Here is a 26,540-nt window from a genome sequence, read left to right as displayed (position 1 = left end):
CCCAACCTACGGCCCCTGGATGAGCGAGCGGATCGCCGACTCGGGCGACACACCCAGGTCGAGCAGCTTGCCGCGGCCATACAGGGCGAAGACGCGCGGATCGATGTAGCTGCCTCGTGCGACCGCGACGGTGTTGCCGAGCGCATCGGCCGTCGCCCGCACGGCCAGCTGCTCCGCACGCTTGCGGTCGGACTTCGTGTCGACCGTGCCGATGCGGGCGAGCGCCTCCGCGGCGAGGATCGTGCCCCGGAGCGTGCGGAAGTCCTTCGCGGTGAAGGTGCCGCCGGTGAGCGAGCGCACATAGGCGTTCACGTCGGCGGGCGTGAGTGGGACCCGCCGCCGTCCGCTCTCGTACGCCAGCAGCCGTGAACGCGGGCGACCGGCGGACAGCTGCTCGATGGTGGCAGCCAGATCCGCGTCGTCGATCTCGATGAAGGCGCGACGCCCGCTCTTGGCAGGGAACGAGAGCGTGATCTCCTGGCCGTTCACCCGCGCATCGCGGCGCTGGAGGGTGGTCAGGCCGCGGCTGCCGTGCCGCTCGAGGTACCGGGCGGACCCGATGCGCGGCGCGGCGGAGTCGAGCATCCGGAACGCGGCGCCGAGCACATGCTCTCGATCGAGCCGCTCCCGGTGCAGCGCGGTGGTGACGCGTCCCCGCGCGTGCGGCAGCGCGGCGGCGAGCGCGAGCGACCGTCCGAACTTGCCCGAGTCGCGGCGCGCGCGCCAGTCAGGGTGATAGAGGTACTGACGGCGCCCGGCCTCGTCCGTCCCGACGGCCTGGATGTGCCCGTTGGCCGCAGCGGAGATCCAGACGTCCTCCCAGGCCGGTGGGATCACGAGCGCCCGGATCCGCTCACGGTCGTCTTCTCCCGCACCGTCGCCGTCGGCGTCGACGTAGCGGAAACCGGCGCCGGCGCGCACGCGCCGGAAGCCGGGGTCGGAGTCCGGGTGCACCCGGCGCAGGCGCACCACGTGCGTCAGTGATTTCTGAGCATGTCGATGAGCTCGGCCTTGCGCTTGCCCGAATAGCCGGACATGCCGAGCTCCTTCGCACGGGCACGCAGGTCGCCGACGGTCCAGTCGTCGTAGTCGCCGGCGCGGCCGCCGCGACGGGACACCGCCTTCTGGCCGTCGCGGGCGACGGCGTTGGAGATGCGCGCGGCCTTCTCCTTCGATGCGCCGTCCTTGCGGAGCTCCTCATACATGTCGGGATTCTTGAGGCTGTTGGATCCTCGTCCTGCAGGCATGGTGCTCTCCCTTCGCTCCCGGCGAGGCTATCGACGCCGATCGAGGCGCCTGAGGGGCTTGACAGGGTGGACCGCCTGGTTTAGCGGGAGCGTTCCCATCCGCTAGCACCGCGCCCCGCGTCGGTCAACCCCTTTCCGCGTGCGATCGGGTTCTGCCACGGTCGGAGCATGAACCTTGCGCTCATCATCATCATCATCGTTGCGGTCATCCTCGCCATCACCGGCGGCCTCGTGGAGGGTCTGCAGTTCCTCCTCTGGGTGGCTCTGATCGTCGGAGTCATCGCGCTGATCGCGTTCCTCTTCCGAGTTCTCTCCGGACGCAACCGAGCCTGACCCCCAGCAGGCGCGGCCGGCCGCACCCCGGGCCGGGTCCCGCTCCCTCCAGGAGCACGGATGCCGCGGCTCGACGTCACACGTCGAGCCGCGGCATCCTTCTTTTCCGTGGGACGAGCGGTTCCGCTACAGGTGCGCCTCCGCGTACACGCGCAGCGCGTCGCGGACGAACTCGGCACCGGCTGTGCCGCCGTAGTTCGCGCCGAAGCGCGGATCTGCGACGTACATCTCGCCGAGTCCGATGACATAGCCCTTCACGTCGCCGCCGGGCGCGGCGGCCGGAGTGCCGGGCACCCCGGTGAGCCACTCCACGTGACGGCGGGCGAGCTGCTGCGCCTCGTCGCTGTCGGGGGCGACGCCGCCCTCGGCTGCGGCGATCCAGTCGCCCGTGAGCGCGGCGAGGCGCTCCTTCCACTCGGCCTTCTCGCTCGCACTCTTCGAGCTCCACCACGCGTCGCCCTTCGCGTACGCGTCGCGGCCCCAGCGCTGCTCGACCTCGTCCTTGTACTGGGTGTGGTCGAAGCCGTCGAACATGTCCTTAGCCATGAGTCGTTCACCTCCTCTCAGTGCTTCGATGGTGATCTCGACCGACGCGATCTGCCGCGCCAGTCTCTGCTGCTCCTGCCGCAGCCACGCCAGGTGGCTCGCCAGGGCACTCTCCTCGGACGATTCGCGTTCGAGGACATCGGCGATCTGCGGCAGCCCGAGACCGAGCTCCCGCAGCAGGAGGATCCGCTGCAGCCGCACGAGAGCGGCCTGGTCGTAGTACCGGTAGCCGTTGCGCCCGATGCTCGACGGCGCGAGCAGCCCGATGTCGTCGTAGTGCCGCAGGGTGCGGCTCGTGGTGCCCGCCAGCCGCGCGATCTGCTGGATCGACCACTCGGTCTCGTCAGCGACGGTGTCCATGTGACCCCTCCTTCCTGTTCAGACACCACGCTAGAACTTTCCGCAGCGTCAATGTCAAGCCGGATTCCTGTGAACTTCGGGGGCTCGCTTGACACAGACGCGATATATCGTGTTAGCCTGCCTTCAACGCGATATATCGCGATACGACCACCTCAGGAGAAACACATGACTATCGAGAAGTGGCTCATCCACCCTGGCGAGACCCGCGTCATCGACATCGAGGACGCACGGATGCTGAAGGTCGGCCTCATCGGCGGCCAGATCGACGTGATCGCCCACGACGAGCCGGGCATCCGCATCGAGGTGCACGCCGTCACCATCAAGGACCTGCGCATCGAGGTCTCCGGAGACCTCGTCGAGATCGACCACCCGCAGCTGCGCTGGGACAACTTCCTCGAGGTGTTCCGCAACTTCGGCACCAGCGGCCCGAAGGCCGAGATCAGCGTCGCGGTCCCCCGCTCGATCGCCCTCACCCTCGGCGTCGTCTCGGCGAGCGCGCTCGTCGCCGGCCTCGACCGCGACGTCCGGCTCAACACCGTCTCGGGCGACATCATCGTCGACGGACTCGGCGGCGACCTCAGCGTCAACGCCGTCTCCGGCGACGTGCAGGCGCGCGGGGTGTCCGGCGCTGCCACGGCGAACTCCGTCTCGGGCGACGTCGCCATCGCCGGCGCGCTGACGAAGGCGAACATCGACACCGTCTCGGGCGACATGCTCGTGGACGCGACCGGCTCGATCCACGCAGTGAACCTCAACACCGTGAGCGGAAAGGCCACCATCCGCATCGACGAGGGCGTGCCGGCGAACTACGTCGCGCGCAGCGTCAGCGGGCGCGTGCAGATCGACGGTGTCGTCCGCTCCTCGACCGGACTGACGAACTGGGTCGGCTCGGTGGGCGAGCTCAGCGGCTCGTTCGCGGATGTGCGGGTCAACTCCGTCTCCGGCTCCGTCACCGTGCTCCGCCGCGCGGTGACGAGCACCCCGGAGCCGTCGGGTTCCGTGGAGGCCGACACCGCAGAGCAGGAGTGGTGATGACCCCCGTCTTCTCGCACGGCGATCTGCGCCTGTACCTGCTCAACCTGCTCGACGAGGGGCCCCGGCACGGCTACGACATCATCCACGCCCTCTCGGACCGCACCGGGGGCACCTACACCCCGAGCGCGGGCACGATCTATCCACGGCTGGCCAAGCTCGAGGAAGAGGGCATGGTGACGAAGACCGTGGACGGCCGCAAGACGATCTACGAGATCACCGACGCCGGCCGCGCAGAGGTGGCCTCACGTGCCGCCGACCTCGAGGGCATCGAGGCGGGGCTCGCCGACAGCGTGCGGCTCATCGCGGATGAGGTGCGCGCGGGCGTGCGTGAGGCGATGAAGAGCCTTCGCGCCGACCTCGCGGCAGCCGCGCAGGCCGACCGCACCCACACCACCCAGGCTCCGCCCGCCGACGACGCCCGCACCCGCTCGCGCGAGGAACTGCATCGGCTGGAGACCGTCGTCAACGGGTTCCGCGGTCAGGTGCGCACCGACATCCGCACCTACGTCGCCCGCGGCGGCGAGCTGACCGCATCCATCGTGGACGACGTCGCGACCCGGCTCGACGAGGCCGCGCGCGAGCTCACCCGCGCCCTCCGCGGCGGCTGACCCTCTCCACCCCGTTTACGGACGGGACACGCCGCTTGCCCGCCTGGGGAAGCGGCGTGTCCCGTCCGTAAACGGATCGGGGGTCAGTCGGTGGGCCAGATGTCCTCGTCGTCGGCGACGGGCTCGCCGAGCGGGACCACCAGGATCGACCGGTGCTGGCGGTGCGCCAGACGCGCGGCGACGGAGCCGGTGAAGAACTCGCGGATCGATTCCCCGATGCCGCGCTTGCGGGTGCCGACGACGATCAGCTTCGCGTCGGTCTGCTCGGCGAGGTGCTTGATCGCGAGGGCGGGGTCGCCGACGAGCTGACGCACCGTCCAGTCCACGCCGTGCCCCTCGAGGAGGGCGGCGGCCTCGGCGGTCACCAGGGCCAGGTCGCTCTCGCCGGCGGCGATGTTCATGTCGATCGGCGCGGAGTGGACGTAGCCGTCCGGGTCTTCGTAGGTGACGAAGCGCGTCACGTCGACGTGCACCACGAGGAGCGGGGCCGAGAGGAGCTTCGCGTAGCGCGCCGCCTCCTTGACCACCCGAGAGGGAAGTCCGGGCACGGTGCCGACGATGACAGCGCCGCGCGGCGCATCGGCGTCCTGGGACGTGTTCTCCGCAGCTTCGTCGCTCATGAGTCGCCCGTCCTTCCGGCAGTTCGCCCGTGGCGGAGCCGCCAGGGGCTGAAGGCTCCGTGTTATCCTGAATGCTACTCTTACCGGCCCTGGAGCCGGATCGACGTCAGCGGGCTCGCATCCACAGCCCGCACTCCGAAATGAGGGGGTCTCGCATGGGGCGTGGCCGTCAAAAGGCGAAGCACACCAAGATCGCCCGCGAACTCAAGTACGACACCTACAGCGTCAACTACTCGGCTCTGGAGCGCGAACTCGGTCACCCCGAGACGGGCGAGCCCGAGTACGTCGACAAGTGGGCGGATCAGTACACCGACGAGTACGAGGACGAGAAGGCCTGACCGGCCTCTCCTAGCCGACCGTCGTCGGCTTCTGCTGCGCGCGCCGACGTGCCCGGCGGGCGCGCCACCAGGTCCAGAACCTGTCGAGCTGGCGCTTCAGCCAGCCGGCCACGCGTCGCGCCCAGTGGAACTCGGTGCCCAGCACCGCGAGCCCGAGGAAGACGACGAGCCAGCCGGGGCCCGGCAGCGGAACGAGCACCAGGCCGACGAGCGCGAGCGTGCCTCCGAACATGCCCACGGCGATGCGGTAGCCGTGCTCGAGCCGCGGATGACCGCCCAGCCAGACGCGTACGCGGCGCAGCAGCCGCCGGATCGGGCGGTCGGAGCGTTCGGCGTCGGCGATCTCGGCGCGGACCGTGCTCTCGAGCGTGGCGTCGTCGGTCGTCATGGCGTGACCGTATCGCGATATATCGTGAGTTGGCTGTGAGCCGGCGGATGCCGGTCGCCGACGACGACTAGGACTCCTGCGAGTCCTCGACCCAGGCGAGATACTCCTCCGAGACCGTGCCGGTCACGTAGCGGCCGTCGAAGCAGCTCATGTCGAGGTCGTCGACGTCCGAGCCCTCCAGGATCGCCGCCTTCAGGTCTTCCACTTCTTGGTAGACCATGTAGTCCGCGCCGAGCTCCGCGGCGATCTCGGGGATCGTCCTCCCGTGCGCGACGAGCTCGTGGCGCGACGGCATGTTGATGCCGTAGACGTGCGGGAACCGCACGGGCGGAGCGGCCGACGCGAACGTCACCGTCTTGGCCCCAGCATCCCGCGCCATCTGGATGATCTCCTTGCTCGTCGTGCCGCGCACGATCGAGTCGTCGATGAGCAGGACGTTCTTGCCCTTGAACTCGCTCGACATGGCGTTGAGCTTCTGTCGCACGCTCTTCTTGCGGACCGCCTGGCCGGGCATGATGAACGTCCGGCCGATGTAGCGGTTCTTGTAGAAGCCCTCGCGGTACTCGATTCCGAGCTTGCGGGCGACCTGCATCGCTGCGGGGCGCGACGAGTCGGGGATCGGCATGACGACGTCGATCGCACCCATCGGGGTGTACTTCGCGATCGTGTCGGCGAGCCGGTCGCCCATGCGCAGGCGCGCCTCGTACACCGAGATGCCGTTCATCTCCGAGTCCGGGCGGGCGAGGTAGACGTATTCGAACGAGCAGGGCACGAGCTTCGCGTCCTTCGCGCACTGCTTGGTGTGCAGGCGGCCCTCGAGGTCGATGAAGACCGCTTCGCCGGGCATGACGTCGCGGACGACCTCGAACCCGCCGTTCTCGAGCACCAGCGACTCGGAGGCGACGATCCACTCGTAGCCGCCGCTCGCGGACGGCCGGGTGCCGAGGATCAGGGGGCGGATGCCGAAGGGGTCGCGGAACGCGAGCAGGCCGTAGCCGGCGATCAGCGAGATCGCCGCGTACGAGCCCTCGACGCGCTCGTGCACGCGCGAGACCGCGGCGAAGACCTGCTCCGGGTCGAGCTCCAGGCCCGAGATCGATGCCTGCAGCTCGTTGGCGAGCACGTTCACGAGCAGCTCGGTGTCGCTGCTGGTGTTCAGGTGGCGCCGGTCCTTGTGGAAGAGCTCGTCGGTGAGCTCACGCGTGTTCGTGAGGTTGCCGTTGTGCACGAGCACGATGCCGTACGGCGCGTTGACGTAGAACGGCTGCGCCTCCTCCTCGCTCGAGGCGGTGCCCTTCGTGGCGTAGCGGACGTGGCCGAGCCCGATGTTGCCGAGCAGGGCCCGCATGTCGCGCGTGCGGAACGCCTCGCGCACCTGCCCCTTCGCCTTGAAGAGGTGGAAGACGCCGTTGCGCTCGGCGGTGGAGATGCCGGTGGAGTCCTGACCGCGGTGCTGCAGCAGCAGCAGCGCGTCGTAGATCTCCTGGTTCACGAGGCCGCTGCCGACCATTCCGACGATGCCGCACATGTGGTGTTACTTCGCTCCGTTGTGGGTGGTGTCCGCGTATGCGCCGACCAGGCGGACGGCTCCGCCGTCGACGCCCTTGGCGCCCTGCTCGAAGTGGCCGTCCGGCAGGGCATCAGCGCGGACGACGCCGACCTGCCATGCCGCGATGCCATCCTGCGCGAGAGCGGATGCTGCGGCATCCGCCTTCTCCGGGGAGACCACGGCGAGGAACCCGATGCCGAGATTCCAGGTGCCCTCGGTGGCGGTCAGCTCGAGGTCGCCGAGGTCGGCGAGCACGCGGAAGACCGGCGGCGGCGACCAGGTGGTGCGGTCGACGTCGACCCAGGTGCCGCGGGGCAGCACCCGCGCGAGGTTGGCCGCGATGCCTCCGCCGGTGACGTGGCTGAGGGCGTGCACGCCGTCGCGGTCGCCGTCGGCGAGCTCGGTGATCAGGCGCAGCAGCGGCGACGTGTACAGGCGGGTCGGCTCGAGCAGCGCCTCACCCCAGGTGGTGCCGAAGTCTGCGGCGGTGTCGCCGTACGAGACGCCCGCTCCGGAGACGATGTGGCGCACGAGCGAGTAGCCGTTGGAGTGCAGACCGCTCGAGGCGAGCGCGAGGACGACGTCGCCCGGCTGCACGCGGTCGGCGCCGAGGATCCGCGAGGCTTCGACGACGCCCGTCGCGGCGCCGGCCACGTCGTAGTCGTTGAGACCGAGCAGTCCGGGGTGTTCGGCGGTCTCGCCGCCCACGAGCGCCGTGCCGGTGGCCGAGCAGCCGGCCGCGATGCCGCGCACGATGTCGGCGATGCGCTCGGGGTAGACCTTGCCGCACGCGATGTAGTCGGTCATGAACAGGGGCTTGGCCCCGACCACGACGATGTCGTCGACGACCATGCCGACGAGGTCCTGCCCGATGGTGTCGTGCTTGTCGATGGCCTGCGCGATCGCGACCTTCGTGCCGACGCCGTCGGTGCTGGTCGCCAGGAGCGGGTGTCGGTACGCGCGCAGCGCCGACGCGTCGAAGAGCCCGGCGAAACCGCCCACCCCGCCGAGGACCTCTGGACCGTGGGTGCGACGCACGGCGGACTTCATGAGTTCGACGGCCAGATCGCCGGCCGCCGTATCGACGCCGGCCTCCGTATACGGATTCGCCGAGGCGTCGCGGGAGGATGCTGCCACGTCTCCAGCCTACCTGTGCCGGAGACTCCCGATCCTCGCCTGCGGACCCCGCCCTACAATGGCGGCATGGGTGGCGCTGCGACTCCGGAGTGGCTGATCCGCGAGGACGCGGGTCAGCCCGTTCTGGTGGCCCTGTACCTGCGCCAGGTGCTCGGCATCCGCTCTCCCGACGAGCTGCCGCAGCTGCGCGGGGTGCCCGCCGCCGCCGCTGTGCGCGACGAAGACGAGCAGGCGCTGCTCGAACGGCAGTGGCGCGAGTACTGGGCGATGACGGTCGAGCCGCAGGCGCATCCGTCACCTGTCCCGCTGATGCTCGTGGACGGATTCGAGACGCTGGTCGCACTGTCGTCCGAGGGCGCGGACGAGCTCGCCGCGGCCGTCGAGCCGTTCGGGCCGGAGGCGCTGGCGTTCGCGGACGCTGCACACAAGCGCTACCGCAGGGACATCGGAGCGAGCTCGGGCAGCGCCTACCGTGCCTACGCGAGCGCGATCGCCGAGCACGAGCGCCAGGTCGGGCGGCGGGCGCACTCGTTCGAGCTGAACGTGCAGGTGCTGCCGCTGACGCAGCGCGGCGTCTGGTGGATCGGATCGCTCACGATCGCGGTCACCGACGGCCTGCGCGGGGATGTGGCCGCGTTCGACTCGGCCATCAACCCGATCATCGCCGAGCTGGCCTAGCCGGCACTCCGCGCCGGTCAGCCCTCGGAGCGGTCAGTCCTCGGAGCTGTCCGTCCCCTGAGCGGGGTCGATGTGGATGCGATCGTGCTGGACGACGACCTCGCGCGTGTGCCGGGCCGCCCGGCGATCGAGCCAGACCGCGAGGAGTCCCATGACCGCGAGGCCGGCCGGCACGCAGTACAGCGCGAGGAAGCCGAACACCTGCAGCGTGGAGTACTGCATCCCGGTGCCGGGCGAGGCTGCCTCGGTGCCGTCGAACGCGAACGTGAGGATCATCGCGACGACGAGTCCGAGGGCCGCGCCGAGCAGCAGGAACACCGACAGCTTCGGCGCGCGGCGCACGCGTACGGTCTCGGAGTTCTGCGGGGTCACCTCTCTATTGTCTCACCCCGCGCTGAAGGCGTCGTCGGCCGCAGCCACCGGTTCCGCCGCCGCTGCCGCATGCCGCGCGGCGAGGTAGCCGAAGACGGCGGCGGGCCCGATCGTGGAGCCGGGGCCGGGGTAGGTGCGGCCCATCACGCTCGCGGTCGTGTTGCCGGCGGCGTACAGCCCGGCGATCACCTCGCCCGCGTCGTCGAGGACGCGCCCGTGCTCATCGGTGAGAAGGCCGCCCTTCGTGCCGAGATCGCCCGGCACGAGCTGGATGGCGCGGAAGGGACCCTTCTCGATCGGCCCGAGGTTCGGGTTGGGCTTGACGCGCGGGTCGCTGTAGTAGCGGTCGTAGGCGGTGCGCCCGCGGCCGAAGTCCTCATCGACGCCGGTCGCAGCGAACCCGTTGAAGCGAGCGACGGTGGCGCGGAAGATGTCGCGGTCCAGTCCGATGCGCTCGGCGAGCGCGTCGAGCGTGGGCGCCTCGACGATGATGCCCTGCTCCTTCATCGCCTTGCCTCCCATCAGCGCGCCCGCGAACATGTAGCGCTGCTTGTGCCGGCGGTCGGTGATCAGCCACGACGGGTTCGCGGGCACGGTCTCGTTGCGCTCGTGCAGGTGGTGCCCGAAGTCGATGTAGCTCTCCGACTCGTTCAGGTACCTGGCGCCGGTCTGGTCGACGACGATGCTGAACGGGTCGCTGCGCTCGTTGAGCACGAACAGCGCCTGCTTGCCGGGGATCGGCACGGACGCCCCCCACCAGGCGTCGTCCATCAGCGCGAGCGCGCCGCCCGCCTCCGCACCGGCCGCGATCGCCGTGCCGAGGTCTCCCTCCGCGGCAGAGGTGAAGCCGGAGATGCCGTGGTGCTCTTCGCGCCAGGCGGTGTGGTGGGCGAAGCCGCCCGCGCCCAGGATCACGCCGCGGCGGGCGCGCACCCGGAGGTCGCCGTGGGCCGTGGCCACGACGGCGCCGACCACGGTGCCGTCCGCATCCTTCACGAGCCTTGTGAGCGGAGCGTCGAGCAGCAGCTCGGTGCCCTGGTTCTTCACGATGAGGCCGAGGCTGAGCATGAGCCCGCCGCCCATCCCGACGAGCTTGCGCCCTGTCAGCAGTCCGGCCAGGGTGCGGAAGACGAACTGCGCGCCGCGGACGAAGCCGGATGCGGTCGACCAGGCGCGTGAGAGCAGCCACACGTCGTCGTTCTTCAGCGGAACCGGGATGGCGTCGCCGATGCGGCTGGTCTTCTGCCAGTCGCCGAGCTTGTGGGCGTCGATCGGGACGACCTCGATGGAGCGGCCGATCTTGCCGCCTGGACGATCGGGATAGTAGTCCGGGTAGTCCTTGCCGACCGACCATCGCACGCCGAGGCGCTCGGTCAGCTCGACGAACGGCGCGACGTTGTCGACGAATGCCTCGCGACGCGCCTGCGAGGATGCGGGGCCGACACCGTCGACGGGGCCGATCGCGGCCTCCAGGTAGGTCAGTGCCTCCGCGCGCGAATCGGCGATGCCGCGCCGTCGCATCACCGGGTTGTCGGGCAGCCACAGTCCCCCGCCCGATCGCATCGTGGTGCCGCCCCAGCGTCCGGTGCTCTCGACGATCAGCGTCTCGAGCCCCGCATCGGCGGCGGTGATGGCCGCGACCATTCCCGCTGCGCCCGTGCCGGCGATGAGCACGTCGACCTCGCGATCCCACTCTTCGGTCATGGTTCCTCCTCGAACCGTCACACCGGACAACTTTGTCCGGTTGTACGCTACTCCGATGACGGCCGAGCGCAAGAGAAATCGCGGACCGAGCGCGGGCCCCGAGAATCGGCGCGCCCTGATCGCTGCCGCGCGCGTGGTCTTCGCGGAGGACGGCTACCGCGCGCCGCTCAGCAGGATCGCGAAGCGCGCCGGCGTCGGACAGGGCTCGCTGTACCGGCACTTCCCCGACCGCAAGTCGCTGGCGCTGGCCGTGTTCGACGAGAACCTCACCGAACTCGAGCTCGTCGTCGCCGACCAGGCCCGTACGCTCGACGACCTGCTCGGCCGGGTCATCGAGCAGACCGTCGAGCACTCGGCACTGCTCGAGTTCGCGATGCTCGAGCGCGACGACCGCGAGGTGGGCGGCATGGACGAGCGGTTCCGGGCGATCGTCGACGTCGCCGTCCAGCACGAGCAGGCGACCGGGCGGCTGGCCGCGGGCGTCACGACCGCGGACGTCACCCTGTCGGTCTCGCTGATCGCCGCCCTGGTCTCGCGCAGCCCCGCGGACGAGCGACGGGACCTCGCGCTGCGCTCCTGGCGTCTGCTGCAGACGGGGCTCGGCAGCCGCTGACAGCCGGGGTCCCTGCCGCGGAGCCGCGGACGATCTCGCCCGCCTGCCGCGGAGTGCGCGAAAGTCCGCAGATTGCGACAGGTGAGTGTGACTGGCGGACTGCGCGCCGCGGTCAGGGCCGCAGAGGCAGCAGCTCGGACACGTCGGCGCGGATGCCGGAAGCGTGGATGCGGCCGGCGGCGACAGCATCCCTCCACTGCTGCTCGCCCGTGGCGAGGGCGATCCAGGTCGCCGCATCGGTCTCGATCACGTTCGGCGGGGTCCCGCGGGTGTGCCGGGGCCCCTCGAGCACCTGCACGGCCCCGAACGGCGGCACCCGCACCTCGACGGTGTGGCCGGGCGCCTTCTCCTCGAGCAGCTGCAGCAGGTAGCGCACCGCGGTCGCCAGGTCGGTGCGGGCAGGTGCGGATGCTGCCGCCACCGCGGCGAGCGCGGTGCGCCCGTCTTCGGTGGTGATCCTGCGGGGCATGGCTCCCACGGTACCCGTGCGCACAACTCAGGCAGATGACGGTCGCAGCCGCCGCGAGCCCGGGGAGACCGCGGTTCTGCCTGAGTTGTGGACTCCCGAGCGGCAGCAACCCCCGCCGGTAGGCTGGGCGGGTGAGAATCCTCGTCCTCGGCTCCGGCGCGCGCGAGCACGCCATCATCCTCGCCCTCCGCTCGGAAGACGCCGACCACGAGGTGTTCGCGGCACCGGGCAACGCCGGCATCGCACAGGACGCCGCCATCGTCGACGTCGACGCGAACGATCCTGCCGCGGTCACCGCCTTCGCCGACGCCGAGGCGATCGACCTGGTCGTGATCGGCCCGGAAGCCCCCCTCATCGCCGGCGTCGCCGACGCGCTGCGGGAGCGCGGCGTGCCTGTCTTCGGCCCCGGCAAGGCGGCCGCACAGCTCGAGGGATCGAAGGCCTTCGCCAAGCGGGTCATGGACGCCGCCGGCGTGCCGACCGGCCGCGCCGTGCGCGCTCGCACCCGCGCCGAGGTCGAGGCGGCGCTCGACGACCTGGGCTCGCCCCACGTCGTCAAGGCAGACGGTCTCGCCGCAGGCAAGGGCGTCATCGTCACCGACGACCGCGCGGCCGCGCTCGCGCACGCCGACGCCTATCTCGGCAGCGGCCCCGTGCTGGTCGAGGAGTTCCTCGCCGGGCCGGAGGTGTCGCTGTTCTTCCTCAGCGACGGCGACCACGTGCTGCCGCTAAGCCCGGCGCAGGACTTCAAGCGCCTCGGCGACGGCGACAGCGGACCCAACACCGGCGGCATGGGGGCCTACTCCCCGCTGCCCTGGCTTACTGAGCGCTTCGGCGGCGAGGCCGAGTTCGTCCGCCAGGTCACCCGTGACGTCGCCGAGCCGGTGATCCGCCAGCTCGACGCCGAGGGGACGCCCTTCATCGGCCTCCTGTACGCCGGGCTCATCCTCACCGACGCGGGCGTCAAGGTCATCGAGTTCAACGCCCGGTTCGGCGACCCCGAGACGCAGGTCGTGCTGCCCCGCCTCGTCGACCCGCTCTCCGAGCTGCTGCTGGCTGCCGCATCGGGCACCCTCGAGGACCACGCGGCGCCCGCCTTCGCCGACGCCGTCGCCGTCACGGTGGTGGTCGCGAGCGAGGGCTACCCCGCCGCTCCGATCACCGGACGCCCGATCTCCGGACTGGATGCTGCCGCCGCCGTCCCCGGTGCCCACCTCGCCCACGCGGCCACGGCCGAGGCCGACGGCGGGCTCATCGCCACCGGCGGGCGCGTGCTGAACGTCGTCGGCACCGGCACCACGTTCGCGCAGGCCCGCGACCGGGCCTACCGCGCCCTCGCCGAGATCTCGCTCGAGGGGGCTCAGCACCGCACCGACATCGCCGCTCGCGTCGTCGAGCGCTGACGCGAAGCACGGCACACCCCCCAGATTTCTGGTCTTGCCCGCGCCCTCGGCGCCGGGCGATCATGAGCACCACGCGGCGACGGTCTCACGTCGCGGCCCGCCGCCATCGGTGGCGGCGCTCTGACATACGGGGGGTACGGATGTCTGTTTCTGCGCGCACGACGGAGTTCGATCGACGCGGGCTGTTCCTCGGGGCAGGTGCGATCGCGGCCGGTGCCGCGATCGCCCTCGGCGAGGCGTCGCCGGTGGCGGCCGCCGAGACCGCCCCCGATGGGCGGGGCGCCGGCACCGACGCCGCACCGGACGCGACGCCGGTCACCGCGACCATCGCGTCCGCACCGGTGACAGGACGCGTCTACCGCCACGCCACGATGTTCGATTTCTTCTCGGAGTACGCCTCCGCTCAACCCGCGTGGGGCGGGTACGGGGTCTACTCCAGCCCCTCCAGTTACCTCTGGACGAGCATCGAGATTCCCGCCGGAGCGCTCATCCGTGACATCGAGTGGTACGTGTACAACACGTCTGGGACGAACTACCCGCTGTGGGCGCGTCTCTGGGTGCCCGGCAGTGGGACGTTGAACACTCCCGTCCTGGATCTCACGGCAACCTCCGGCAGCGACGTTCGGGCGTTCCGCGGCACCGTGCCGTCGAGCAACTACGGCCCGTTCCCGCCAGGTGTGAAGCTCATGCTCGGCGTCGGCACGTCGGGGTCTTTCAACCTTCAGGTCAACGGCGCGCGGGTCGGATTCTCGCGGGGCGCCGGCGAGGTCGGGATGCTGTCCGCTCCCGAGCGCATCCTCGACACCCGATCGGGAAACAGGATCGGCAGCGGCAGCACCCGCACGGTGAAGGTTCCCGCGGCGGTCGCTCCGACGGGCACGTCGGCGGTGCTGCTCAAGGTGACCGCGCTCTCGGCGACCGGGAGCGGAGCGCTCACCATCTACCCGTCCGGCGTGACGCGCCCCGGCAGCACCTCGCTCAACTTCACGACCTCGACCATCGGAACGACCGTCCTCGTCCGTGTGCCGTCGGACCGGAAGCTCAAGGTCTACACGAGCAAGACCGTGCACGTCCTCCTGGACGCCATCGCGACCATCGGCTGACAGCGCTCAACGGATCTGACCCGCAGCATCCGCCTCATCAACGATCGGGATCGCCCCGGTGAACTGACCGGCCCGCTCCTCACCCTCGGCCGATCCGGTGAAGAGGCCGCCGTGCCCGTCCGCCTCGCGGAGGCGCCGCGGCTCGTGCGCGGGCTCGGCGACGAGCTGCACGCGCGAGAGCGGCAGCGCCGACTTCTCGCGATGCAGCCACTCCACGAACTCCTCGCGGATGAAGCAGCGCAGGTCGAACAGCGTCGGGGCATCGACCGCGGTCACGAGGATCCGCACGCGCACCGCTCCGCCCACCGCATCCGTCACCTGCAGCACGTTCGTGCGGCCGTCCCAGAGGTCGGTGCGCGCGAGGATGCGATCGAGCTCCGCGCGCATCTGCGACGGGCTGGCCCGCCAGTCCAGATCGAACTCGACCGACCCGAGCAGCTCGCTCGAGCGCCGCGTCCAGTTCTCGAACGGCGTCGAGGTGAAGTAGGTCGACGGCAGCACCAGGCGGCGGTCGTCCCAGATGTGCACGACGACGTAGGTGAGGGTGATCTCCTCGATCCGGCCCCACTCGTCCTCGACCACGACGACGTCGTCGACGCGGATGGCGTCGCTGAAGGCGAGCTGGATGCCGGCGAACACGCTCGCCAGAGTCGACTGCGCGGCGAGGCCGGCGACGATGCCGGCGACGCCGGCGGATGCCAGGATGCTGGTGCCCAGCGCCGCGATGGCGGGGAAGGTGATCAGGATCGCCCCGAGGGCGATGATCGCCACGACGACGATGAGCAGCCGCCTGATCAGGGTGAGCTGTGTCTGACGGCGCCGCGCCACCCTGTTGTCGCGCAGGTCGAGCGGCAGCCGGGCCATCGCGACCCCGATGCCGAACGCGAGGACTGCGGCCACGAACCACGCGGAGACCGCGATCGTCACGATGACGAGGGTGTGCACCACGACCGCGCTCCACTCCTGCGCAGGCCAGGTCACCGCGTAGACGACCCAGAGCCCGATCACGAGCAGCACCCCGCGGAACGGGCGGCGCACCGTCGCCGACAGGGTCTTCGGCCAGTCCCTGCGGCGGGCGATGCGACGCAGCACCGCCGAGACGATGAGGGCGATGACGCTTGCGGCGATGAGGGCGACGACCACGGCGATCGCGACGCCGAGCCAGGATCTCAGTTCGAACACGGATTCCTCCTGTCGTGCTGACGGCCTCCCACCCTAGCGATGGCGATCAGGCCGACTCTGACCGGGCACTCAGGCGGTGTGATTGGCTGGAGGCATGGCAGAGCAGACCTCCCGCGAGCGCAGTGCGGACACCGGCCGATTCGCGCGCGAGGGGGGTCGCAACCGGTTCACGGCGCGCACTGCGGTGGTCCGCGGCGTCGAGCAGATCGCCCCGGCGCTGGTGCGCGTGACCTTCGGCGGTGTCGACTTCGCCGACTTCGTCAGCGCGGGCCCGGCCGACCACATCCGCATCTTCTTCCCCGATCCGGAGACCCGGGTGCTCGTCGCGCCGACGCCGGTGGGGCCGGGCGAGGACGGCATCATCCGCCCGGACGGCCCATCGATCGCGCGCGACTTCACCCCGATCCCCCGCCCGGTGGGCGGCGGTGTCGAGGTCGATGTCGACTTCTTCGTGCACCCCGATCCGGGTCCGGCCTCCGCGTGGGCGACGACCGCCCGCATCGGCGACGAACTGGTCATCGTCGGTCCGCGCGGCTCACGGCGTGCCCCGCAGGACATCGACGGCCTGGTGCTGCTGGTCGACGAGACCTCACTGCCGTCGGCGCATCGCTGGGTGCGCGATGTGCCCGCCGGCACCGTGGTGGATGTCATCGCGACCGTGGGCGGCGACGGCGCGTGGGTCGCGGGCTATCTGGGCGAGGTCGACGACGTCGAGATCCGCGTGCACCTCGTGCGGCGCGATGCGGGCGCACAGGGCGCGCTGGATGCCCTGGCGTCGCTCGAGCCGATCGGCGACGGCACCTTCGTCTGGGCGGCGGGCGAAGCATCCGCGCTCGTCCCGGTGCGGCGTCACCTGCGCCGCGAGCTCGCCCTTCCGGCCGGTCAGGCGCAGGTCAGCGGCTACTGGCGGCACGGCGTCGTGGCCTTCGACCACCACGCCCCGATCGACCCGACCGACCCGGACGAGTAGCCCGTCCGGGTCGGGGCTCGCCGCGACTACCGGCGCGCGACTAGGTGCGCGGGGCGCTCCATGAACGCCACCGCGACGACACCCAGCAGCAGGACGGATGCGGGCAGCAGCATGCTCTGCGCCATCGCGCTCGAGAAGCCGTCGACCACGAAGTCCGGGAGCGCGCCGGTGCCGAAGCTCGCGCTCGCGTCGGATGCGCCGGGCAGGTTCGCCTCGAGGCGGCCCTGCATGAAGGCGGCGATCGCGGCCGAGCCGAGCACCGAGCCGATGGTGCGGGTCGTGTTGTAGATGCCCGAGCCCGCGCCGGCCTGGCGGGGCTGGAGGTTGCGCGTCGCGGTGGTCGCGAGCGGGCCCCACATGCCCGACTGCCCGACGCCCATGAGGGCCGAGGGCAGCAGGAACATCCAGATCGGGGTGTCGGCGTTCATCAGGCTGGCGTACCAGAACAGCGCGATCGAGGTGAGCAGCAGCCCGGGCAGCAGCAGCACGCGCGGGTCGACGCGGTCGAGCAGCTTGCCGGCGAACGGGGCGAGGACGCCCGCGAGGACGGCCATCGGGATGAGCAGCAGCGCCGCCTCGGTCGGAGTGAGGCCGCGGGCCAGCTGGTAGAAGAACATCATCGGCAGAGACATCGCGGTCACCGTGAAGCCGACGGTCGAGATGCCGATGTTCGCGATCGAGAAGTTGCGGTCGCGGAACAGCTCGAGCGGCACGAGCGGCTCGCTCTTGGTCTTCGCCTGCTGCCAGATGAACAGCGCGAGCACGGCCACGCCGCCGATGATCATGCCCCACACCCACGGAGCCCAGTCGTACTTCTCGCCCTCCTGCAGACCGAACACGATGAGGAACAGGGCGACGGCGCTGAGGAAGACGCCGAGGATGTCGAACCGGTGCTCGTGGGTCTCGAGCTTGGGCACGAGGATCCAGGCGAGCACGAAGCCGATGATGCCGACGGGGATGTTGATGAAGAAGATCCACTCCCACCCGAAGCCGTCCACGAGCAGGCCGCCGGCGAGCGGGCCGACGAGCATCGCGACACCGGAAGTCGCACCCCAGAGGCCCATGGCGGCGCCTCGCTGGTTCGGCGGGAAGGTGCGCGTGATGACCGCCATCGTCTGCGGGGTCATGAGCGAGGCGCCGAGGCCCTGCACGGCGCGGAAGGCGATCAGGACGCCGAGGGTCGGCGACAGCCCGCAGGCCAGTGAGGCGAGCGTGAAGATCGCGAGCCCGACGAGGTACATGTTCTTCGGGCCGAAGCGGTCGCCCAGGCGTCCGGTGATCAGCAGCGGCACGGCGTAGGCGAGCAGGTAGGCACTGGTCACCCACACGACGTTGTCGAGGTTGTTCGTGTCGGGGTCGAGCGCCGCCTTGATGGCGGGGTTCGCGACCGAGACGATCGTGGTGTCGACCAGGATCATGAAGAACCCGATGACGAGGGCCCACAGGGCGGGCCAGGCGCTGCGGGCGGGGGTCGATGCAGAGGCCGGCGACGGAGCGGATGCGGGGGCCGCAGCATCCGTCCGCGTCGGGCCGGTCGGGGGCAGGTCGGTCATGAGGTCACGCTCTCTCGATAGGCAGTGAGTCGGGCCATGGTGTCGGCGGGCAGCTCGTGCACGCCCCACGGCAGGTCGGGGTCGGGAAGGCGGCGCAGGACGCCGTCCATCCACGCGAGGTCCGCGACGAGGATGGCGTCCTCGCGTTCGAGCTCGATGAGGAACTGGAAGGGAACGCCGCGCGCGGCGGCTCCCTCGAGGCCGGTGCGCAGCTCGGCGCGGTAGCGGGCAAGCGCGTGGCGACGCTGCGTGAGGAGGTCGATCGCCTCTTCGCGGGGCAGCTCGTGCGCCTCGGCGAGCGCCACGCGGAACTCCAGGATGCGGTCGATGCACGGCAGCTCACGGCGCACCCAGACCTCGGCCGCTGCCGCGCCGGCCGGCGTGATCGCGTAGGTCGTGCGCTCAGGGCGATTGCCGTCGCGGTCGACGCCGACCTCGGCGATGAGGCCGGCCCGCTCGAGCCGGCCGACCGTGTGGTACATCGTGCCGTTGGTGGGGTTGACGAGGCGGTCGTCACGGCGCTGGCGGATCAGCCGCATCATCTCGTACGGGTGCATGTCGCGCTCGCGCAGCAGTCCGAGGACGACGACCGCGAGCGGCGTCAGCGCCGTGGCTCCATCCTTCATCTGTTGCTCCATCCCGATTAGTCCACATGGACTATACCTCAGTGCGGGAGGGGCAGGGCCCGCTCGGGCGGGGTATCTTGACCGGCATGGCGGACGACGCACCAGCGGTCGACGACGGCGAGCGGGGGTCGCGGCTGCTCGCACACGAGATCTTCGACCCTGTCGCCGCGGAGTACCTCCCGCGCGAGGGGGTCGACATCGGGCCGATGTTCGGGAGCGAAGGCCTCCGGATCCGCGGCAAGGTGTTCGCCTTCGTCGGATACCGGGGCGCCCTCGTCGTGAAGGTCCCCGCGGCGCGGGCGGACGAGCTCGTCGCGGCCGGCGAGGTCGAGCGCATGGTGATCCGCGATCGGACGCTGCGCGAGTGGATCGTCGTCGGCCCGGACCGCGCGGTCGCATGGCCGCCGCTGACCGCCGAGGCGTTCGCCTACGTCGACGCGATCACCCCCTGAGCCCGGCGCGCCCGCGCCCGCCCTCGGCTCAGGCCGAGCGGATGCGGCGGCGGACCGTGAGCGCAGCGAGGCCGGCGACAAGGGCGAGCGTGCCGAGCGCTGCCGCGCCGCCGAGCTCCGCAGACGTCACGGTCGACCCGGTCGCGGCCAGCGGTACGATCGTGAGCTCGGTCCAGCCGACCAGCTCCCCCTGCGTGTCGGTCACGACCACCCGGTGCGCGCCGACCGGCGCGGTGCGAGGGATGGTGACGGCGAACGAGCCCGTCGCATCGGCGGTCGGTGTCGCGATCAGCTGCGGCGTGGAGTGCAGCCAGACCCGCAGCGCCTGACCGGCGTGGTCGGCGCCGAGGCTGAACGTGATGGTCTCGCCCGGGTTCGCCGAGGCCGGGCCGGCGAGGCCGCCGCGCGTCGCATCGGTGAGCTCATCCGGGTCGATCGCACCCGGGCCGTCCGAGGCGCCCAGGTCCGGGTCGGGCGTGCCCGTCTCCGGCTCGTCGGTTCCGGGCTCGCCGGTGCCCGGCTCACCCGGATCGACCGGCTCACCCGGATCGACCGGCTCGCCCGGGTCCACCGGCTCCTCCGGGTCGACCGGCTCACCCGGCAGCTCGGCGCAGTCGATCGATCCGCGCCGCAGCGAGAACCCGTCGGTATCGGCGTCGTCGGCGTAGAACGTCGCCTTGCGCCCGTCGACGCATGACGACTGCGGCGCGATGGCGAAGCCCTCGTTCGCGATGTTCGCCATGCCCGCAGGGCGGGCGTAGAGGGTCGTCACCGCGAAGGCGCCGTCGGTGTCGACCTCGTACGTCGCTGTCTGGCCGTCGCAGGCCTCGTCGCATGCGACCCACAGCGCGGCGCGCTCCGGGTCGAACTGCACGTCGGCGACCAGGGCGAAGTCGGTGGCGATCGTCGCGATCCGCGCGGTCGAACCGTCGCCGGCCAGGGCGTAGGCGTACACCGACGCGGTTCCCTCGACCCCGATGAAGAAGAGGCCGCCCCCGTGCGCCGGGAGCGAGGCCGGGTCGTAGGCGGCGCCCGAGCGCTCGTCGACGAAGCCCTCGGAGACCAGGAAGGAATCGGGGATCCAGGTGATCCCCTCGAGCCCCTGATTGGCTCCGAGACCGGGGAAGTCGGCCGCGAGGTTCCACTCGGCGGTGGCCGTGAGCTCCGCCCCGGTGCCCGACACGTCGAAGCGCAGCACGGACGGACGACTCACTCCGCTCGCCGCGTTGTTGCGCTCGCTCGAGACGTAGACGCCGCCGGTGGCACCCGCATCCGTCACGGTCACGCCTTCAGAGTCGACCGTGCCGGCCCCGCCCGGGTAGCGCAACGTCCTGCCGCCGACCCATCCGGTGGCCTGCGCCCAGCCGTCGCCGGCCGGCACCAGCTTGTGCAGGATGCCCCCGCCGTTGTCGACGGCCCACAGCACGTCGCCGTCGACGTCGACACCGCTCAGGTCGCCGCCGAAGGTCGCCTCCTCGTCGAGCACCTCGACGGAGGCGCCGCCCGGCCAGGCCTGCGGCACCAGCACGCCGGCGCACACGTTCTCGGCGCCGGGGGTGCTCACCGCGGTGACCGCGAACTCGCCGGTCCCGTCGGGGCAGCGGCCGTAGGTGACTGCCGCATGCGCGGCCCACGTGTACTCGTCCACGACGGCGCCGTCCGAGAGCAGCCGCACGGTGTCGCCACCGCCCAGTCCGAAGTCGAAGTCGCCCTCGGCTCCGACGAGCTCGTCGAGCACCAGGAAGCTACCGGCGGCGAGGGTCGTCCCGGCCGGCACGGTGAACGTGTGCGACGGGTCGCTGTCGGTGACGACGAGGCCGTCGAGGTCCACCGTGACATCGCCCACGTTGACGAGCTCGATCCAGTCGCCGGGAGTGCCGCCGCTGGACTCCACCTCGTTGATGCGCACCGGCAGTCTGCAGTCGTTCGCGGTGCCCTTGGTCGAGGTCGTGGTGGTGGTGATCGCGCCGGTGCCGTCGGGGCAGCGGCCATAGGTGACGTCGGCGTGCGACGTCCAGCTGTAGCTCGCGATCACGGTCGTCGCGTCCGAGGCGAACACCGAGGCGCTGTCGGCGCCGCCGAGGCCGAAGTCGAAGCCGGGCTGCGTTCCGGAGACCCCGTCGATGACGAGGAACCCGCCGGCGGGGATGCTGCTGCCGGCCGGCAGCGGGTAGAACGCGTGGGTCGGATCGCCGTCACGGAAGAGCGCGCCCGACAGGTCGACGGTGGCCGTGCCGGTGTTGAAGAGCTCGACCCAGTCGGTGTCGTCGCCGTTGGACTCGACCTCGTTGATCACGATCCCGGTTATCGGCGCCGTCGTCGAGGTGGGCGTGGGTGACGGAGACGCACTGGGCGAGCCGGTCGGCGACGCGCTCGGCTGCGGCTCGACCGCCGGGCAGTCGTTCGCTGCACCCTTGGTCGGCGCATCGGTGAGCACGAACTCGCCGACGCCGTCGGGGCACCGGCCCCACGTCGCCGCGGCGTGCGCGGTCCACGAGTACTCGTCGACCAGCGTCTGCCCGCCCGGCAGGTAGACCCGCGCCTTGTCGGCGCCGCCCAGGCCGAAGCCGCCTGTCGTGTCGACAGTGACCGCGACGAACTCGCCCGGAGCGACGACGGCGCCCGGCGCGACGGCGAGCGTGCGGCCGTCGTTGTCGTCCTTGAGGATGTAGCCGCCGATGTCGATGGACGTGGCCGACGTGTTGGTGAGCTCGACCCAGTCGGCCTCGCTGCCGCTCGATTCGACCTCGTTGATGACGATGCCGCCGGCCGGCTCTGCGGCGAGCGCGAGAGCGGGCACGGCGAGGGCGGGCGCGACGCCGATGGTCAGTGCCAGGAGGAGCGAGAGCGGGCGCCGGGCGCGCGGGCTCGAGTGGGGGGCCATGGGATCCTTCGTCGGGAACGGGGGTCCGCGCCACCCTGACAGCGGCCCTCGAACATGAGGTGAACACGAGGGGAAGATTTCGCTCCACGGGCGGACACGCCCTGGGTGGGAAGATGGTCCCGTGACCTCCCCCATCGACCTGCCCGGCTGGCGACACGTCTACTCCGGCAAGGTGCGCGACCTCTACGCCCCGTCCGACGCCGCCGGGTCGGATGCCGCGGACACCGCGCTGCTGGTGGTCGCCAGCGACCGCGTGTCGGCCTTCGATCACGTGCTCAGCCCCGGCATCCCCGACAAGGGCGTGCTGCTCACGACACTCAGCCTGTGGTGGTTCGCCCGGCTCGCCGGCGGCGACGGCGGACGCACCATCCCGAACCACCTCGTCGACGGCCCGATCCCGGATGCTGTCCGCGGCCGCGCGATGCGGGTGCGCCGTCTCGACATGCAGCCGATCGAGTGCGTCGTGCGCGGCTACCTCACCGGCTCCGGGTGGGCCGAGTACACCGCGAACGGAACCGTGTGCGGCATCGCCCTGCCCGGGGGCCTCGCCAACGGCGACCGCCTGCCCGCCCCGATCTTCACCCCCGCGTTCAAGGCGCCCATGGGCGAGCACGACGAGAACATCTCGTTCGAGCAGGCCGTGGAGCTGGTCGGCGCCGAGACGGCGGCCGAGCTGCGCGACCTGTCGCTGGAGATCTACACCCGCGCTGCGGCGACCGCCGAGGAGCACGGGCTGATCCTCGCCGACACCAAGTTCGAGTTCGGCCGGGATGCGGACGGCGTGCTCACCCTCGGCGACGAGGTGCTGACCAGCGACTCGTCGCGCTACTGGGATGCCGCCGCCTGGCGCGCGGGGACCACCCCCGCGGAGCGGATGGCGAGCTTCGACAAGCAGATCGTCCGCGACTGGCTCGCCGCAGAGTGGGACAAGCAGGGCACCCCGCCCGAGCTGCCCGCCGAGATCGTCGAGCGCACCGCCGCCCGCTACCGCGAGCTGCTCGACCTGCTCACCCGCGACTGACCCGCCCCACCATCTGAGGAGCCCGCCATGCCCACCTGGACCCTGCACGGCGACGGCCGCACCGTCGCGCCCGGCGCCGTCGTCAAGCCCGACGAGAGACTGAACGCGGGGGCGACGATCGCCATCGGGCTGCAGCACGTGGTCGCCATGTTCGGCGCGACGTTCCTGGTGCCCTCGATCACCGGCTTCCCCGTCTCGACCACCCTGCTGTTCTCCGGCGTCGGGACGATGCTGTTCCTCCTGATCACACGGAACAAGCTGCCGAGCTACCTCGGGTCCTCCTTCGCGTTCATCGCACCGGTCACCGCAGCGACCGCATCCGCAGGAATGGGCTCGGCGCTGGCCGGCATCGTCGCCGTCGGCGTGCTGCTGGCGATCGTCGGACTCGTCGTCCAGTTCGCCGGACTCGGCTGGGTCAACAAGCTCATGCCGCCGGTCGTATCCGGCACGATCGTCGCCCTCATCGGATTCAACCTCGCACCCGTGGCCTGGCAGAACTTCCAGCTCGGTGCCGTGACGGCGACGATCACGCTCGCCTCGGTCGTCCTGTTCAGCGTGCTCTTCCGCGGCTTCCTCGGACGGATCTCGATCTTCCTGGGCGTCATCGTCGGCTACGTCGTCGCCCTCATCCGAGGCGAGGTCGACTTCACCGCCGTCAACAAGCTCATGGAGGACGGACAGTGGATCGGCCTGCCGCCCTTCCAGTTCCCCGACTTCGTCTCGCCCGGCACATGGTCGACCATCGCGATGTTCCTCCCCGTCGTGCTCGTGCTGATCGCCGAGAACGTCGGGCACGTCCGCGGCGTCGCGACGATGACCGACTCGTCGGTGAATGCGCAGACCGGACGCGCGCTCCTCGCCGACGGCATCGCCACCACCATCGCCGGCGCCTTCGGGGGCTCGGGCACGACGACCTATGGCGAGAACATCGGCGTCATGGCGGCCACCCGCGTGTACTCGACCGCCGTGTACTGGGTCGCGGGCATCTTCGCGACCCTCCTGGCGTTCTCGCCGGTCGTCGGCGCGCTGTTCAACTCCATCCCGGCCGGAGTGCTCGGGGGCGTCACCACCGCGCTGTACGGACTCATCGGCATCATCGGCATCAAGATCTGGGTCGACAACCAGGTCGACCTGTCGCGCCCGGTGAACCAGTACACCGGCGCCGTGGCGCTCGTGATCGCGATCGCAGGCTTCGTCATCAAGGCACCGGGCATCGAGCTGGGCGGCATCGTCCTCGGCACGTTCGCAGCCCTGGTCATCTACCACCTCGGCAATCTCATCGCGCGGTGGCGCAAGACGGGCGCCGACGACGGCGGCCCGATCGTGCCCATCGGCCAGCTCGGCGGCGACGCTCCGCGCGACTGAGACGGTCGCCGACGGGAATGAGCGGCGGAGGCGGGAGGTTCTCATTCATATGAATGCACAGCATCCCGCCGCCGAGCGCATCGACGCCGCCACCGCGATGGGCGCCGTCACTCTGCTCGTCGGCGACCTCGACGCGATGACCCGCTACTACCGGGATGTCGTCACCCTCGAGGTGCTCGATGCTGCCGGCGACGCGGTCACCCTCGGACGCGCCGGCCGGCCGATCGTGATCCTGCGGCACGAGCCGGCGCTGCGTCATGCGGCCCCCGGGTCGGCCGGCCTGTTCCACACCGCGATCCTGTTCGAGAGCCAGGGCGCACTCGCGGCCGCGCTGTACTCGGTCGCGCGGCACGCGCCGGGCACCTTCACCGGCAGCGCGGACCACCTGGTGAGCCAGGCGTTCTACTTCACCGACCCCGAGGGCAACGGGATCGAACTGTACTGGGACAGGGACCGCACCTCCTGGTCGTGGACGCACGGCCAGATCGAGATGGACACCCTGTATCTCGACCCGAACGCGTTCCTCGACGAGCACCTCACCGAGGAGGCGGCAATCGGCGCGACCGCTCATGACGCGGCGACCGTCGGGCACGTGCATCTCTCGGTGGGAGACGTGGCGACGGCCCGCGCGTTCTACGTCGACGCGCTCGGGTTCGACACCACGGCCGCCCTCGGCAATCAGGCGCTGTTCGTCAGCGCCGGCGGGTACCACCACCACATGGCGATGAACGTGTGGAACTCGCGAGGCGCCGGCCCTCGGATGCCGGCGCTGGGCCTCGGTCGCGTCGACCTGGCACTGCCGTCCGCCGACGCCCTCGGCGCCTTGGGCGAGCGACTCCGCCACCACGGCGTCGCCGTGCAGGACGACGGGCGGACCGTCGCCTTCGCCGACCCCTGGAACAACGCGATCCTCGCGACCGCCTGACCGCCTGACCGCCGCCTAGGCCGATTCGCGGACGACGAGCTCGGTGTTGAGGATCGTGACGTGCTGGGGGTCGCGGCCGGCGAGCAGGTCGAGCAGGATGTCGGCCATCATCTCGCCCTGAGCGAAGGACGGCTGGCGCATCGTGGTCAGCTCGGGCAGCACACTCCTGGCCACCGGCGAATCGTCGAACCCGACGATCGCGACATCGTGCGGCACGCGGAGGCCCTCGGCGGCGAGCACGCTCAGCGCGCCGCGTGCCATCAGGTCGCTGGCGATGAAGAGTGCGTCTGGCGCCTCGCCTTTGTCGAGGATCCGGCGCATCGCCGCCGCACCGCCGTCGGTGGTGAACCCGCCGTCCTCGACGGCGGCCTCCTGCAGCCCGGCCTCGGCGAGTGCGTCACGGAACCCCTCCAGGCGGTCGACGCCCGCGGGCATCGTGAGCGGGCCGGTGATCGTCGCGATGCGACGGTGCCCCCTGTCGATGAGGTACTGCGTGGCGTCTCGGCCACCCGCGACGTTGTCGACATCGACGTAGTGGTCGCGGTCCCGCTCCCGCACGGGGCGACCGCCGTAGACCACGGGCACCGCCGCGGCGATCCGGTCGATGAAGGTGTCGCTGGTGTGGTGCGAGACGATGATCGCACCGTCGACGCTGCCGTTGGCGAGATAGGTGGAGGTTTTGTCGCCGGGGTCATCGCTGGCGATGAACAGGTTCAGCACGAAGTCCGATTTGTTGATCCGCGCGTTGATGCCGGAGACGATCGCCGCGAAGAACGGGTCGCCGAAGAACCGGCTCGTGTCCTCGGGGACCACCAGGGCGATGGCATGGGTCTGCCTGCTCGCGAGCGAACGAGCGGCGCGGTTGGGCACGTAGTGCAGCTCGGCGATGGCGCGGCGCACCGCCTCCAGCGCCGCAGGGCTGACCGACGTCGAGCCGTTCACCACGCGCGACACCGTCGAACGCGACACTCCTGCCGCCGCCGCGACCTCTTCGATCGTGGCTGCTGCGCGGGTGGCGTCGATGCTCATCTGGTGCCCTTCGGGGTTACGGCACGAAGG

Annotated in this window: 28 protein-coding genes; 13 read left to right on the top strand and 15 right to left on the bottom strand. The window is 70.9% G+C overall.

The window, feature by feature from the left end; all coding sequences use genetic code 11:
* Nucleotides 1-6 precede the first annotated feature (6 nt).
* Together Microterr_RS00665 and Microterr_RS00660 are read right to left on the bottom strand one after the other, a co-directional pair.
* On the bottom strand, nucleotides 7-972 hold the full coding sequence (locus tag Microterr_RS00665) for a DNA topoisomerase IB (RefSeq protein WP_263796728.1): 966 nt from the start codon (nucleotides 970-972) through the stop codon (nucleotides 7-9).
* Nucleotides 973-977: 5 nt separating this feature from the next.
* Complete coding sequence (locus Microterr_RS00660; protein ID WP_263796729.1) at nucleotides 978-1,247, bottom strand: DUF7218 family protein; 270 nt, start codon at nucleotides 1,245-1,247, stop codon at nucleotides 978-980.
* 168 nt (nucleotides 1,248-1,415) lie between these two features.
* Here Microterr_RS00660 and Microterr_RS00655 point away from each other — a divergent pair, with 168 nt between their 5' ends.
* Nucleotides 1,416-1,580: a hypothetical protein gene (locus Microterr_RS00655; protein WP_263796730.1), complete on the top strand. Its 165-nt coding sequence runs from the start codon at nucleotides 1,416-1,418 to the stop codon at nucleotides 1,578-1,580.
* 126 nt (nucleotides 1,581-1,706) lie between these two features.
* On the opposite strand, the gene Microterr_RS00650 is transcribed toward Microterr_RS00655, so the two are convergent.
* On the bottom strand, nucleotides 1,707-2,486 hold the full coding sequence (locus Microterr_RS00650; RefSeq protein WP_263796732.1) for a MerR family transcriptional regulator: 780 nt from the start codon (nucleotides 2,484-2,486) through the stop codon (nucleotides 1,707-1,709).
* A gap of 165 nt (nucleotides 2,487-2,651) precedes the next feature.
* On the opposite strand from Microterr_RS00650, the gene Microterr_RS00645 reads away from it, so the two are divergent.
* On the top strand, nucleotides 2,652-3,518 hold the full coding sequence (locus Microterr_RS00645; RefSeq protein WP_263796734.1) for a DUF4097 family beta strand repeat-containing protein: 867 nt from the start codon (nucleotides 2,652-2,654) through the stop codon (nucleotides 3,516-3,518).
* Nucleotides 3,518-4,129: a PadR family transcriptional regulator gene (locus tag Microterr_RS00640; RefSeq protein WP_263796736.1), complete on the top strand. Its 612-nt coding sequence runs from the start codon at nucleotides 3,518-3,520 to the stop codon at nucleotides 4,127-4,129. The genes Microterr_RS00645 and Microterr_RS00640 overlap by 1 nt, the downstream gene beginning before the upstream one ends.
* Nucleotides 4,130-4,212: 83 nt before the next feature.
* Here Microterr_RS00640 and Microterr_RS00635 read toward each other — a convergent pair whose 3' ends face one another.
* Nucleotides 4,213-4,749, bottom strand: coding sequence for a universal stress protein (locus tag Microterr_RS00635; protein ID WP_263796737.1), 537 nt, complete (start codon nucleotides 4,747-4,749; stop codon nucleotides 4,213-4,215).
* Between the two features lie 155 nt (nucleotides 4,750-4,904).
* On the opposite strand from Microterr_RS00635, the gene Microterr_RS00630 reads away from it, so the two are divergent.
* Nucleotides 4,905-5,087, top strand: coding sequence for a DUF3073 domain-containing protein (locus tag Microterr_RS00630; RefSeq protein ID WP_263796738.1), 183 nt, complete (start codon nucleotides 4,905-4,907; stop codon nucleotides 5,085-5,087).
* Nucleotides 5,088-5,097: 10 nt separating this feature from the next.
* Here the strand turns inward: Microterr_RS00630 and Microterr_RS00625 are convergent, their stop codons facing one another.
* The 3 genes from Microterr_RS00625 to purM all read right to left on the bottom strand — a co-directional run bounded on the left by Microterr_RS00625 (nucleotide 5,098) and on the right by purM (nucleotide 8,161).
* On the bottom strand, nucleotides 5,098-5,475 hold the full coding sequence (locus Microterr_RS00625) for a TIGR02611 family protein (RefSeq protein ID WP_263796739.1): 378 nt from the start codon (nucleotides 5,473-5,475) through the stop codon (nucleotides 5,098-5,100).
* A gap of 67 nt (nucleotides 5,476-5,542) precedes the next feature.
* On the bottom strand, nucleotides 5,543-7,003 hold the full coding sequence (purF, locus tag Microterr_RS00620; protein ID WP_263796740.1) for an amidophosphoribosyltransferase: 1,461 nt from the start codon (nucleotides 7,001-7,003) through the stop codon (nucleotides 5,543-5,545).
* A gap of 6 nt (nucleotides 7,004-7,009) precedes the next feature.
* A complete protein-coding gene (gene purM, locus Microterr_RS00615; protein ID WP_263796741.1) occupies nucleotides 7,010-8,161 on the bottom strand; it encodes a phosphoribosylformylglycinamidine cyclo-ligase in 1,152 nt (383 codons plus the stop codon).
* 66 nt (nucleotides 8,162-8,227) lie between these two features.
* On the opposite strand from purM, the gene Microterr_RS00610 reads away from it, so the two are divergent.
* Nucleotides 8,228-8,839, top strand: coding sequence for a zinc-binding alcohol dehydrogenase (locus Microterr_RS00610; RefSeq protein WP_263796742.1), 612 nt, complete (start codon nucleotides 8,228-8,230; stop codon nucleotides 8,837-8,839).
* 33 nt (nucleotides 8,840-8,872) lie between these two features.
* Here Microterr_RS00610 and Microterr_RS00605 read toward each other — a convergent pair whose 3' ends face one another.
* Nucleotides 8,873-9,211 (bottom strand): potassium transporter Trk, encoded by a 339-nt coding sequence (locus tag Microterr_RS00605; RefSeq protein ID WP_263796743.1) that lies wholly within the window; start codon nucleotides 9,209-9,211, stop codon nucleotides 8,873-8,875.
* Nucleotides 9,212-9,223: 12 nt separating this feature from the next.
* Nucleotides 9,224-10,915: an FAD-binding protein gene (locus Microterr_RS00600; RefSeq protein WP_263796744.1), complete on the bottom strand. Its 1,692-nt coding sequence runs from the start codon at nucleotides 10,913-10,915 to the stop codon at nucleotides 9,224-9,226.
* Nucleotides 10,916-10,970: 55 nt separating this feature from the next.
* On the opposite strand from Microterr_RS00600, the gene Microterr_RS00595 reads away from it, so the two are divergent.
* A complete protein-coding gene (locus Microterr_RS00595; protein ID WP_263796745.1) occupies nucleotides 10,971-11,528 on the top strand; it encodes a TetR/AcrR family transcriptional regulator in 558 nt (185 codons plus the stop codon).
* Nucleotides 11,529-11,640: 112 nt separating this feature from the next.
* Here Microterr_RS00595 and Microterr_RS00590 read toward each other — a convergent pair whose 3' ends face one another.
* Nucleotides 11,641-11,997 (bottom strand): sterol carrier family protein, encoded by a 357-nt coding sequence (locus Microterr_RS00590; RefSeq protein WP_263796746.1) that lies wholly within the window; start codon nucleotides 11,995-11,997, stop codon nucleotides 11,641-11,643.
* A gap of 131 nt (nucleotides 11,998-12,128) precedes the next feature.
* On the opposite strand from Microterr_RS00590, the gene purD reads away from it, so the two are divergent.
* Complete coding sequence (gene purD, locus Microterr_RS00585; RefSeq protein WP_263796747.1) at nucleotides 12,129-13,400, top strand: phosphoribosylamine--glycine ligase; 1,272 nt, start codon at nucleotides 12,129-12,131, stop codon at nucleotides 13,398-13,400.
* 140 nt (nucleotides 13,401-13,540) lie between these two features.
* Nucleotides 13,541-14,503, top strand: a complete 963-nt coding sequence (locus Microterr_RS00580; protein WP_263796748.1) for a hypothetical protein — start codon at nucleotides 13,541-13,543, stop codon at nucleotides 14,501-14,503.
* A 6-nt stretch (nucleotides 14,504-14,509) separates the two neighbouring features.
* On the opposite strand, the gene Microterr_RS00575 is transcribed toward Microterr_RS00580, so the two are convergent.
* Nucleotides 14,510-15,685 (bottom strand): mechanosensitive ion channel family protein, encoded by a 1,176-nt coding sequence (locus tag Microterr_RS00575; protein WP_263796749.1) that lies wholly within the window; start codon nucleotides 15,683-15,685, stop codon nucleotides 14,510-14,512.
* Nucleotides 15,686-15,779: 94 nt separating this feature from the next.
* Between Microterr_RS00575 and Microterr_RS00570 the strand changes: the two genes are divergently transcribed.
* Nucleotides 15,780-16,655: a siderophore-interacting protein gene (locus Microterr_RS00570; protein ID WP_263796750.1), complete on the top strand. Its 876-nt coding sequence runs from the start codon at nucleotides 15,780-15,782 to the stop codon at nucleotides 16,653-16,655.
* Nucleotides 16,656-16,681: 26 nt separating this feature from the next.
* On the opposite strand, the gene Microterr_RS00565 is transcribed toward Microterr_RS00570, so the two are convergent.
* The gene (locus Microterr_RS00565) at nucleotides 16,682-18,208 is read right to left on the bottom strand and encodes a DHA2 family efflux MFS transporter permease subunit (protein ID WP_263796751.1); all 1,527 of its coding nucleotides are present in this window, start codon (nucleotides 18,206-18,208) and stop codon (nucleotides 16,682-16,684) included.
* Entirely contained in the window at nucleotides 18,205-18,834 is a 630-nt protein-coding gene (locus tag Microterr_RS00560) for a PadR family transcriptional regulator (RefSeq protein WP_281974224.1), read from the bottom strand. The genes Microterr_RS00565 and Microterr_RS00560 overlap by 4 nt, the downstream gene beginning before the upstream one ends.
* Nucleotides 18,835-18,920: 86 nt before the next feature.
* Between Microterr_RS00560 and Microterr_RS00555 the strand changes: the two genes are divergently transcribed.
* On the top strand, nucleotides 18,921-19,286 hold the full coding sequence (locus Microterr_RS00555; protein ID WP_263796753.1) for a TfoX/Sxy family protein: 366 nt from the start codon (nucleotides 18,921-18,923) through the stop codon (nucleotides 19,284-19,286).
* Nucleotides 19,287-19,314: 28 nt separating this feature from the next.
* On the opposite strand, the gene Microterr_RS00550 is transcribed toward Microterr_RS00555, so the two are convergent.
* Nucleotides 19,315-22,170: a lamin tail domain-containing protein gene (locus Microterr_RS00550; protein ID WP_263796754.1), complete on the bottom strand. Its 2,856-nt coding sequence runs from the start codon at nucleotides 22,168-22,170 to the stop codon at nucleotides 19,315-19,317.
* A 121-nt stretch (nucleotides 22,171-22,291) separates the two neighbouring features.
* Here Microterr_RS00550 and Microterr_RS00545 point away from each other — a divergent pair, with 121 nt between their 5' ends.
* From Microterr_RS00545 to Microterr_RS00535, 3 genes are read left to right on the top strand one after another with little or no spacing between them, the layout of a single operon-like run.
* A complete protein-coding gene (locus Microterr_RS00545) occupies nucleotides 22,292-23,191 on the top strand; it encodes a phosphoribosylaminoimidazolesuccinocarboxamide synthase (RefSeq protein ID WP_263796755.1) in 900 nt (299 codons plus the stop codon).
* Nucleotides 23,192-23,218: 27 nt separating this feature from the next.
* Nucleotides 23,219-24,556 carry a uracil-xanthine permease family protein gene (locus tag Microterr_RS00540; protein WP_263796757.1) on the top strand — a complete coding sequence of 446 codons (1,338 nt, stop codon included), beginning with the start codon at nucleotides 23,219-23,221 and terminating at the stop codon, nucleotides 24,554-24,556.
* A gap of 49 nt (nucleotides 24,557-24,605) precedes the next feature.
* A complete protein-coding gene (locus Microterr_RS00535) occupies nucleotides 24,606-25,481 on the top strand; it encodes a VOC family protein (protein ID WP_263796758.1) in 876 nt (291 codons plus the stop codon).
* A gap of 15 nt (nucleotides 25,482-25,496) precedes the next feature.
* Here Microterr_RS00535 and Microterr_RS00530 read toward each other — a convergent pair whose 3' ends face one another.
* On the bottom strand, nucleotides 25,497-26,510 hold the full coding sequence (locus tag Microterr_RS00530; RefSeq protein ID WP_263796759.1) for a LacI family DNA-binding transcriptional regulator: 1,014 nt from the start codon (nucleotides 26,508-26,510) through the stop codon (nucleotides 25,497-25,499).
* Nucleotides 26,511-26,540: the final 30 nt, after the last annotated feature.

The organism is Microbacterium terricola (assembly GCF_027943945.1).
In the GTDB taxonomy this organism is placed as follows: domain Bacteria; phylum Actinomycetota; class Actinomycetes; order Actinomycetales; family Microbacteriaceae; genus Microbacterium; species Microbacterium terricola.
The sequence above is the reverse complement of the archived record's forward strand: the minus strand, read 5'-3'. Positions and strand labels throughout refer to the sequence as shown.